7 protein-coding genes and 1 pseudogene are annotated in these 9,789 nt (G+C 40.6%); 2 read left to right on the top strand and 6 right to left on the bottom strand.

The annotated features are described in order from the left end of the window. The first annotated feature begins 389 nt into the window (after window positions 1-389). Window positions 390-2,489, top strand: coding sequence for an acylase (locus ACM0OP_RS22505; protein WP_414530643.1), 2,100 nt, complete (start codon window positions 390-392; stop codon window positions 2,487-2,489). A 280-nt stretch (window positions 2,490-2,769) separates the two neighbouring features. After that, window positions 2,770-3,018: pseudogene (locus tag ACM0OP_RS22500) on the top strand (MBL fold metallo-hydrolase); the annotation flags it as partial. A 10-nt stretch (window positions 3,019-3,028) separates the two neighbouring features. Here the strand turns inward: ACM0OP_RS22500 and ACM0OP_RS22495 are convergent. The 6 genes from ACM0OP_RS22495 to ACM0OP_RS22470 all read right to left on the bottom strand — a co-directional run bounded on the left by ACM0OP_RS22495 (window position 3,029) and on the right by ACM0OP_RS22470 (window position 9,712). Further along, window positions 3,029-3,871 carry an SWIM zinc finger family protein gene (locus tag ACM0OP_RS22495; protein ID WP_414530642.1) on the bottom strand — a complete coding sequence of 281 codons (843 nt, stop codon included), beginning with the start codon at window positions 3,869-3,871 and terminating at the stop codon, window positions 3,029-3,031. Between the two features lie 40 nt (window positions 3,872-3,911). After that, entirely contained in the window at window positions 3,912-4,235 is a 324-nt protein-coding gene (locus ACM0OP_RS22490; RefSeq protein WP_414530641.1) for a type II toxin-antitoxin system HicB family antitoxin, read from the bottom strand. Next, window positions 4,222-4,482 carry a type II toxin-antitoxin system HicA family toxin gene (locus tag ACM0OP_RS22485; protein ID WP_414530640.1) on the bottom strand — a complete coding sequence of 87 codons (261 nt, stop codon included), beginning with the start codon at window positions 4,480-4,482 and terminating at the stop codon, window positions 4,222-4,224. Before ACM0OP_RS22485 ends, ACM0OP_RS22490 begins: the two co-directional genes overlap by 14 nt. Before the next feature lie 190 nt (window positions 4,483-4,672). Next, window positions 4,673-7,846 carry a DEAD/DEAH box helicase gene (locus tag ACM0OP_RS22480; protein WP_414530639.1) on the bottom strand — a complete coding sequence of 1,058 codons (3,174 nt, stop codon included), beginning with the start codon at window positions 7,844-7,846 and terminating at the stop codon, window positions 4,673-4,675. Between the two features lie 53 nt (window positions 7,847-7,899). Beyond that, window positions 7,900-8,286, bottom strand: coding sequence for a GUN4 domain-containing protein (locus ACM0OP_RS22475; protein ID WP_414530638.1), 387 nt, complete (start codon window positions 8,284-8,286; stop codon window positions 7,900-7,902). Beyond that, window positions 8,261-9,712 carry a GUN4 domain-containing protein gene (locus tag ACM0OP_RS22470; protein ID WP_414530637.1) on the bottom strand — a complete coding sequence of 484 codons (1,452 nt, stop codon included), beginning with the start codon at window positions 9,710-9,712 and terminating at the stop codon, window positions 8,261-8,263. The genes ACM0OP_RS22475 and ACM0OP_RS22470 overlap by 26 nt, the downstream gene beginning before the upstream one ends. Window positions 9,713-9,789 lie beyond the last annotated feature (77 nt).

The following is a 9,789-nucleotide window of genomic DNA, read 5'->3' as shown; positions in this document are numbered from 1 at the left end:
TCAATCCTCTCCTAGAATCCCACTGTCAATAGGGTTTGAGACGCGCTAACCCTGTGAGAGATTTCGTCTGGCTCGACATCGATATATTCAGGTAATTATGTCCGTCTGTGGACTGGTTCGATTACGAATTAATCGCTTATTTTCTCTGACTCTTAGGACTTGATTTGCTATTTGTAAATTTGTTTCTCCTTATTCTATATTTCTGCTCTAATTTCATTTTTTTCTCTTTCCATGCCTTCAAACCCTTATTCCATCGTAGCACCAGATGGCGATCGCTCTGACCCTGGAATTCCTTGTCACTCTCTCCTGGTAGGCATTTATGATTCGCGGATGAGTCTAATATATTTTTTTTAGTTTGTGCGGAATAACTATCAATTTTTAATTTGAATATGACTGATTTTTGGCAACGTGTGAAGAGAAAACCATTCCGATTTTTAACAATCATTATTGGTTTTATATTGGCTATAGTTTTGGCAAGCTATGGTGGTGCGAACGTAGCAACATCTACTGAAATTCTTTGGGATACTTATGGTGTTCCCCACATTTATGGTAGAGATGCCCAAAGTGCATTCAAAGCATTCGGTTGGGCGCAAATGCAGAGTCACGGTAATCTGATTTTGCGTCTTTATGGTCAAGCACGGGGACAGGCTGCCGAATATTGGGGAGAAGATTATTTAGAGTCAGACCGTTGGGTACAAACTATGGGAGTCCCACAACGTGCTGCTTCTTGGTATAAATTACAAAGTCCAGCTTTTCGCAATTATCTTGATGCTTTTGCTGCGGAAATCAACGCTTATGCTCAGGAGCATGGCGACTTGATTGACGATGAAGTAGAGGTGGTGTTACCAGTTAAAGCAGAAGATGTGCTGGCTCATTTACATCGAGTTTTGCATTTTACTTTTGTGGTTAACCCAGGATCAGTTGCAGGTATTAGCCAGGCGGAGTCAAAAGCAGGGTCTAATGGTTGGGCGATCGCACCTGCACGTTCGGACAACGGTCATGCTATGCTGCTAGCCAATCCTCATTTACCTTGGTCTGATTTATTCCTGTGGTATGAAGCGCAAATGACGGCTCCAGGTTTTAATGCTTATGGAGCAACACTTGTGGGTATTCCAGTTTTAGCGATCGCCTTCAATGATCATTTAGGGTGGACTCATACTGTTAACACTCACGACGGTTGGGATGCTTACAACCTGGAGTTAGTTGACAATGGTTATTGCTATGATGGTCAAGTTAAACCTTTTGAAATTACAAACTTGTCATTAAAAGTCAAACAACCAGACGGCACTTTTAAAACAGAACCCTTAGTTGTCAAACATTCTGTTCACGGGCCTGTAATATCCGAAACAGGTAATCAAGCTGTAGCGCTGCGAGTAGTTGGTCTGGACGAGCCGCTGGTACTTGCACAGTGGTGGGATATGGCACGGGCGAAAAACCTTTCACAGTTTGAAGCTGCACTGAAACGCTTGCAATTGCCCATGTTTACCGTCATCTATGCAGACAAAGATGGGCATATTATGCACCTGTTCAACGGACAAGTTCCCATCAGGAAACAAGGTGATTTTCAATACTGGCAAGGTATGATCCCAGGTAATACCTCTGATACTCTATGGACAAAAAATCACCCTTATCAAGACTTACCCCGCATTGTTGACCCCAAAAGTGGTTGGTTACAAAATGCTAATGACCCACCTTGGACAACCACATTCCCCACAGCTATCCAGGCAGATAAATATCCGTCCTACATGGCACCACAATCGATGAGTTTCCGAGCGCAGCGTTCGGCCAGAATGCTGTTTGAGGATGAAAAAATTACTTTTGATGAAATGGTGGCATACAAGCACTCTACCCGTATGGAACTGGCAGACCGCATCTTGGATGATTTAATTCTCGCAGCCCGGAAACAGGGGAGTGAGTTAGCAAAAGATGCAGCTAATGTGTTAAGTGCTTGGGATATGAAAGCAAATGCTAACAGTAAAGGTGCAGTCCTATTTGCTACTTGGGTAAAACAAATTGATTTAGACAAGGCATTTAGTACACCTTGGAGTGAAGACAAACCGCGCACCACACCGGATGCTTTAGCCAATCCTCAAGAAGCAGTCGCCAAATTAGAAGTAGCTGCATCTGCGGTACAGGAAACCTATGGCAAGTTAGATGTCGCATGGGGAGAGGTTTTTCAGATAGATTATGGTGATATAAATTTACCTGCTAATGGTGGCAATGATCCTTTGGGCATTTTCCCAACTCTTTGGTTTAGACCACAGCCAGATGGGACTTTTAAGTCAGTTGGGGGAGATTCTTTTGTGGCGGCGGTGGAATTTTCTCAACCAGTGCGGGCTATGGTACTTAATAGTTATGGCAATGCTACTCAGCCGGGGTCACGCCATGTTGGTGATCAGTTGGAGATGTTTGCTAATCAGCAGTTGCGTTCAGCTTGGCTGAAGCGTTCTGATATCCTAGACCATTTGGAGGCACGCCAAGCTTTTTGAATAAGTAAAAAAAGTTCGTGATGTTAAGAGGCGGAATAAGAAAATAAAGGGAGATGTTATTTTTATAGGACTTACGCACACTCTACGAACTCTTGGCATTCTTGGCGACTTGGCGGTATGCGCTTCGCGCACGCTACGCGAACGATAAATTAAGCTTTTCGGCAATTTTTGCGTAAGTCCTGTTTTAATTTAGTTATGTACTTAACTTGGTTAGACAGCAATAGTTGGCTACTGGAAATCGGCAATCAAAGGATACTGCTTGACCAGTGGCTTAGGTTTGCCAATTATTAAAGGTAGAAATAGTGCATTACAAGTTGCACAGTGGTTACAACCACAAGTTATGCTACCTACGGCGGCGGGTGGAGATGTAGTTTTTGAAGGTTTGCTGACGAAATTCTTGAAGGTTGAAGGAACTGTAGAGGAGTTTAGTTCGTTATTAAATCAGAATAATCTGACTACACGAGTGATGGAACCGCAGCCAGGCGATCGCGTGGAACTACAATTACAAAAGCGGGCATTAGCAATATAATTAAAAAAACTTAAATCATTTTCTGGTTTTTTGTTTTGACGCGTTGATAAAACTCCTCCATTGTGGCAATAAAAGAATTATTTTTTGACCAAAAAGTTGGAAAATCTCCTTGTTTCTTTACCATAATTGCTGATAGACTGCTTTGATTAGCAACTTCGATGGTTGATGGTAAGCGTTTTGTCCCTAACCAAAATTCTCTAGGAGAGGGCTTTTGGTCAACAGATTTTTGTTCTAGTTTTGTGTAAAAGGATGTAGCAGTTTCTAGAGTAACTTCTTGAGATTCTAACGCTTCTGATAGTATTTTACCTAATGGTGAATTTGCTAATTTTGTTTGCAGTTCAGCTTTCGATAAACCCCGCAATTCAAATAACAAGAATGGGTTTTTATCCAGTTGGGAAGCTACTAAATAATAAACTCCAGCGATATGCTTACAAGGATTTGCATAATCTGGACAAGAACATCTCGTACTTATGAAATCCTTGCTACTGTGGGGTAATAAATTTAGTCCCAAATGAGAAAAGTTATCCTCTATATTTTCAGGAACTTCATTTAGCAGCAGTCGAGAAACTATACTAGCCTTAGAGGAAAGTTTTTGAATAGCTTCATTCCAACTTGTTTTGCCAATGGGTTTAATTTCAATTGAGATATTATAAGTTGGTTCCTTATAAACTCCAAAATAGGGATTAATTGAACCTTTAACTTGAGCCGTAATGTGATTTTTGTCAATTTCAAAGTTTAACACTTTACCCCCACGGGCATAAGAACGTCCGCGCTGGAGTCGGCTATCATCGGTGAATTCTTCTAATGCTTGAATAAAGCGATCGCCCCACCAAGTTCGCGTAAATTTAGCCATAAAATAAACCTCTGGTAATATAGTTTAGTCTAAACTTCAGTTAGGTAGCAAATTTAGATAAAGCATTTTCTACCAAAGAATTAAGGCTTTTACCTTCTTTTCTGGCTTTTATGGAAATTGCTTTATGTAATTCGGGTTTAATTCTAACTACAAATTTGCCAGAAAACGGTTTTTCAGGCTCCTCACCACGTTCTCTACAAAAATCAAGATAATCCTCAATTGAATCTTCAAAAGCTTGTTTTAAATCTTTCACGTTATCACCCTGAAATGTTACTACATCTCGGATGTTAACTATCTCTCCGTGAAAAATTTCAGCTTCAGCATCAAATTCTACAATCGCTTCATATCCTTTATACTTCATCATTTTTTACTACTTCCGCTTCTATTAAAAATCGCCGCACCGATTTAACTGCACCCTTGTCAGTTTCTTTTTCAGGATGAGGTCTATGAAACGTTGCTCTTATGCCATTAAGAGCAAATCTTACCCGTGATCCTTTCTCTGCTCCAAGTGCAATTAGCATGGACTCGATATCTTTCCAAGGAATATTGGCTCTAACAGGGTTCTCAGAAATAGCATTAAGTATGCTTTGCTGTTTACTGTTAAGGTTCATTTGAATAGTATCATATTATGATACTATTATCTCCTATTTTCGCTACACTTTACAAAACATTAAAATCCCTATCAGTGATTAAGGAACTTCTAAAAAATCAATTATCCAAATAAACCATAGAGACGCAGAGAGCGCAGAGGTGGAAAAAAAGAGGTGTTCATCTCTTATTTAGGATTGCTATATGTTGAATTTACTCCAAAATTGCACTCTTATTCAACGCTATCAATTGCTTAAAAGCTTCATTATTTAACTCCGTCAACCAAGACTCATCACTACCAACCACAGAAGAAGAGAGTTTTTTCTTATCTTCAATCATTTGGTCAATTCTCTCCTCCAAAGTCCCAATAGTCACAAACTTATGCACAAACACATTCTTTTTTTGACCAATGCGAAAAGCCCGGTCAGTGGCTTGATCCTCAACGGCTGGATTCCACCAACGGTCAAAATGGAAAACGTGATTGGCTTTCGTCAGAGTAATACCCACACCACCAGCTTTCAGCGAAAGGATAAACACCGATGGTTCCGTATCTGGGTGTTGAAATTCAGTAATCATCTGTTCCCGACGTTTGCGACTTGTGCCACCATGTAGGTAGTAAGTATTGCAGTGCAGATTATGTTTAAGATGCTTTTCTACACTTTCGCAAACATCTGTAAATTGACTAAATATCAGCAAACTTTCCCCTTCTGCAACGGCTTCATCTACCATTTCTGCTAATCGACTCAGTTTGTGCGATCGCTCAGTGGAAAATACGCTATTATCTTGTAAGAACTGGGCTGGATGGTTACAAATTTGTTTTAATTTCAGCAAAGTTGAAAGTATCAATCCCTTGCGTTGAATCCCTTCTGCTTTTTGCAGCTTTTCTTCGACATCTTTCACCACCACTTCATACAGTGATGCCTGTTCTTTCGTTAAATTAGTATAGAGTTTTTGTTCAACTTTATCCGGCAAATCATTAATAATCGATTGGTCAGTTTTCACCCGGCGTAAAATTAGCGGTTCCACTAATTTCTTCAAAGTAATTGATTTTACCCGGTCATTATCTTTTTGAATAGGAACTTCAAAAGACTTGCGAAACTGGGCTTCTTTACCCAAGTAACCAGGATTGAGAAAATTAAAAATTGACCACAAATCTAGCAGTCTGTTTTCTACAGGCGTTCCTGTTAACGCGAGTCGGTGTTTGGCGGAAAGTTTGAGGATAGCTTTGGTTTGTGCAGCTTTAGGATTTTTGATATTTTGCGCCTCATCTAAAACCAAACGTTGCCATTCCACACTATTGAACAGCTTTTCATCCTTACGGGCGAGGGTGAAGGAGGTAATAATCACATCATACTGTTGACAAGCGGCTTTGAAATCTGGATAATTTTGGAGGCGATCGCTACCATGATGCACCATACTTTTTAAATGGGGTGCAAACTTAGCAATTTCCTTTTGCCAATTACCCACAACGGAAGTAGGCGCAATTAATAAAGTCGGTAAAACAGACTCCACGGCATCCTTTTCCTGCACAAGTCTAGCAATTACCTGTACCGACTTACCCAAACCCATATCATCTGCTAAACAGCCATTTAAACCCAAGCGTTCTAGATATTCTAACCAAGCCACACCCCGCTTTTGGTACTCGCGTAAAGTGCCTTGCAGATTTAACGTTTCAGAAATTGGTTCCAATTGGCTTTTATCTTGCAGCTTCGCTATCATCTCCGATAGCACTTCGTCATGTTCAATTTCCCACTCTTCCCCAACTTCGGCACTGCGTTGTAAAAACTCCAACAAATTCATCTGGGGTTGTTCATCGCCGTGAGACTCCCAAAATTCCAGTAATTGCTGCATTTTATCCCGGTCTAATTCCATCCACTGACCGCGAAAATGCACTAGGGGAGATTTCGCATTAATTAACTGTTCCCATTCTTGGGGAGTCACAGCTTGTTCCCCAATGGCTAATTCATATTGATACTCTACCAGGGAATCTAAACCAAAATAGCTTTTTGTCTCCCCCTTCGTGGGGGCGAGTTTTTTACCTGATGCTTTGAGGCGAACTTTAGCACGACGGCGACCAGCAGGGGTGTACCAAGCAGGTACAATGACTTTAAAACCTGCATCTTCTAACAACCAAGCACTTTCTTTGAGAAAATCAAAAGCTGCATCTAAAGTCAGTTGCATTCCTGTCGGCTGGTCTGTTTCTAACCCTTGCCATAGTTGAGGATACATTCGCGCTGCATAACCGAGATTTAGCAGCAAGTTAGTTTCAAAGTTTTTGCCAAAATTCTTCTGTACAGCAGTTTTAGCTGTTTTATTCATTGTCCAGTAATCAGCCAAATCCAACTTCAAAGAAGGGTCCTGTTTGCTAGCTACTAAAAATTGCATCTGCCAATTGTCTATTTTCTCGCTAGTCGGGGAATGCAGTTGAAAACAGAGATAAAAGTGTGAGTCTGATTGAGTGCGGGTAATTTTGCTTTTCCAAGCTTGCCATTGTTTATATGCTTCTAAAGCCGTATTAGTTGTGAGTGGGTTATAGCGTTGGGGATAAAGGCAATAGTCAATTAAAGAATCTGCAATTTGCTTATCAAAGGCTGCTGTCGAAGGTGTATGCGTAACTAAATTATTAAGTACAAACTCAGAAAAATGACGCAATAAAGTTTCCTGATTAAAGAACTCAACTTTATCACTTGATTTTGCCGCACCTGCCACACAAATTAGTGGCATATAGTCAATATATTTTTGAATATTTGTTTCGTATGGTTCAGAAATAATTTCCCAATTGGCGTAAATTTCAAAAGGCTGGGAAGGTGGTTGTTTGCCTTTTTTCTTCGTTGTTGCGGCTGCTAATTGCCGATATTTCAGAGCTGGAATATATTGGTCTTTTAAAATTACTTCTTTAAAAGCTTGAGTGTAGTGATACCAAAACAGCAAATCAGAACCAAGTTGAACATCCCCAGAGTTATATAATGCTACAAAATGAATATCATTGAGAAATTTAATTACATTGATTGCTTTTTCAGCTTTAGTATAGATTACCGTCTCATAGCAATCCACCTGCCAATATTGAAACTCCTCATAATCTTCAGGAATTTCCACTTCCAGATACTTGATTAACTCCGGCGAAGGTAAAGGCTGATTATTCGTAGTTGGGAGGGCAAAATATTTCGGGGATATCAACTGATTTAACTGAGACGCTGTGGCTTTAATTCCCAACTCCTGAGTTAAAAAATTAGATAATTCCGCCTTGGCTAAATGTCCCGGATGAATACCTTCGCTACGACTGCGGTTTTTCTGACTAACAGGAGTTTCCACCCAAAAACAAAAACACCCCGACTGAATAAAATCAGTAGAAGCATCTGGTATCCAAGTTCCATGCAGGACTTTCATCAAAGTGATACCTCTGAATGTTTATTACCACTTTACCAAAAATAATCTCAACTTTAACTCTCCGCGCCTCTGCGCCTCTGCGTGACACAAACCTCCACACGAGATAACAGACTAACACACAATTGCCACCAAGAAGCTGTAGCGATCGCACTATGCCATTCCCACACACCAAAAACCTTTACCCGCCAAACCTGTTCCAAAAAACCACAATAAGGTAGACATCCCACAGGTGCATCCTCATTCCAATTCAGATGTTCATAATCAACCCAAGCATCTTGCAAACGCCACCCCACACGATTAGCAAAATCAATGCAAGTTTCCGCCGCCGCCATCTTCTCATTACCAATCATCAACCCCATTACAGGGTCAGCCACCGAATTACCTTTTAAACTCTGCCAAATACGCTGCTGTACACTAAACCCAAACCGTCCACCACTCACTATACTTCACCCAGAGAGTATCGATAGTAGATAAATCAAGACAAGAAAACTTTTCTAAACTCTTTAAATCCAGGTTCCCTTGTTCTTTCCTCCCTACTACCTGCAACATCAGATTGGTGGTTTCTTTATCCGCCTCCAACCATCTGCCAGCTGCAAGTAAATCCCGCAGTTGAGTATAATCTATACCTACATCTGAACTCAAATCATCAGGTATATCCTCAACATTTTCTGGGGAACTATCATTGATAAACAAAGTTGGTTCTGTTAGAATTTCAATAATCCCTTGAGAACCAGATAACCAGAAATATAATTGCATCTTGGTAGCTGATAATTCAACTTGTAATTGAGTAATCAACTCGGCTGCGGTTAACCCAGATGGCTGCATAGCTTGACTCAGCGTTTCTATGAAAGTAGAAGCGAATTTTTCATTTGTTGCAGCACAAGCAATTAAACATTGTCCCGTATCTAATCCTAATTGCAATTCTTCTACCCAATCACGCACAAATATTTCCCCTAGAGGACAATCTAAAATAATAATTTGTTGCGATTGACACCGCCGCAATTGTTTTCTCAACCAAGAACGATGAATTACAACATTATCGGACAGTATAAATACACCTTCGCCTTGTGCTGTTTCTTGCAAATGTCCCCGCAGATATAAAAAGACAGTTGCAGGCGCTTCCAAATAAGTCGATTCCTGGGGTGACTCTGAAAAAGAAGCCGACAACAAACACTTTTGTATAGCTTTTTGCACATCGGAACCAGTAGTATTTTCGCCCACAGTCCAATAACTTGACTGAAAATTGCCAACCGTACTGAGGATTTTATTTAAAGCCGATGCATTCTGATTTTGGGGAAATTCTCCTAAAATTAATGCTTGACGCAGATGTTGTACAGACCCTTTACTATAAGGTTTGAGTCCTAAAATCGCCTCGCCGACTCCTTCCACAATGCGCTTTGGTGTTTGTGAGGGATATTCAGAATGAATGGAAGTTTCGCCGCGCCCTTTTTTCAGATGATTAATTACCCGTAACTGTTGATTAGCCTTATCTATATATGTCAGTGTTTGGTGATAAACATATCTGTAAAGTCCATCTGCTTCGATAACTCCTTGGGCATCAGCCGCTTCTCCCCGCAGTCCCCGGATGAGATAATAGGTAAATACTCCGTGTCCTAAGTGCGGAAATTCCCAAGATTTTTGACCGCGATCGCATGATAATAAAGCATAGAATCCCTTTCTCTTCGCGGCACGTTGGCGGAGAATTTCCACTAATTCTTGAGTCGGGTTGAGTTCTGGTTCTCCCCTAGCACCCAACAAGGTCAAATCACCACTATGACAAGCATCCAGCCACACCAATTGTTGCCCAGCAGCACAGTCTTCTAATAATTGCAACAATTCCTGCAACCGCAAACCAGTATTGACCAAATTATCTTTTTGAGTATCTTGCAGACCAGAAATGTTGAATCTCGTTACAAAACTTTACATATTCAGGTATAGTAGTT

The sequence above is a fragment of the Nodularia chucula CCY0103 genome, assembly GCF_963923915.1.
In the GTDB taxonomy this organism is placed as follows: Bacteria; Cyanobacteriota; Cyanobacteriia; order Cyanobacteriales; family Nostocaceae; genus Nodularia; species Nodularia chucula.
The sequence above is the reverse complement of the archived record's forward strand: the minus strand, read 5'-3'. Positions and strand labels throughout refer to the sequence as shown.

Coding starts and splice junctions, on each gene's coding strand:
- ACM0OP_RS22505 (WP_414530643.1), top strand. CDS start 390: ATGACTGATTTTTGGCAACGTGTGAAGAGAAAACCATTCCGATTTTTA.
- ACM0OP_RS22495 (WP_414530642.1), bottom strand. CDS start 3,871: ATGGCTAAATTTACGCGAACTTGGTGGGGCGATCGCTTTATTCAAGCA.
- ACM0OP_RS22490 (WP_414530641.1), bottom strand. CDS start 4,235: ATGATGAAGTATAAAGGATATGAAGCGATTGTAGAATTTGATGCTGAA.
- ACM0OP_RS22485 (WP_414530640.1), bottom strand. CDS start 4,482: ATGAACCTTAACAGTAAACAGCAAAGCATACTTAATGCTATTTCTGAG.
- ACM0OP_RS22480 (WP_414530639.1), bottom strand. CDS start 7,846: ATGAAAGTCCTGCATGGAACTTGGATACCAGATGCTTCTACTGATTTT.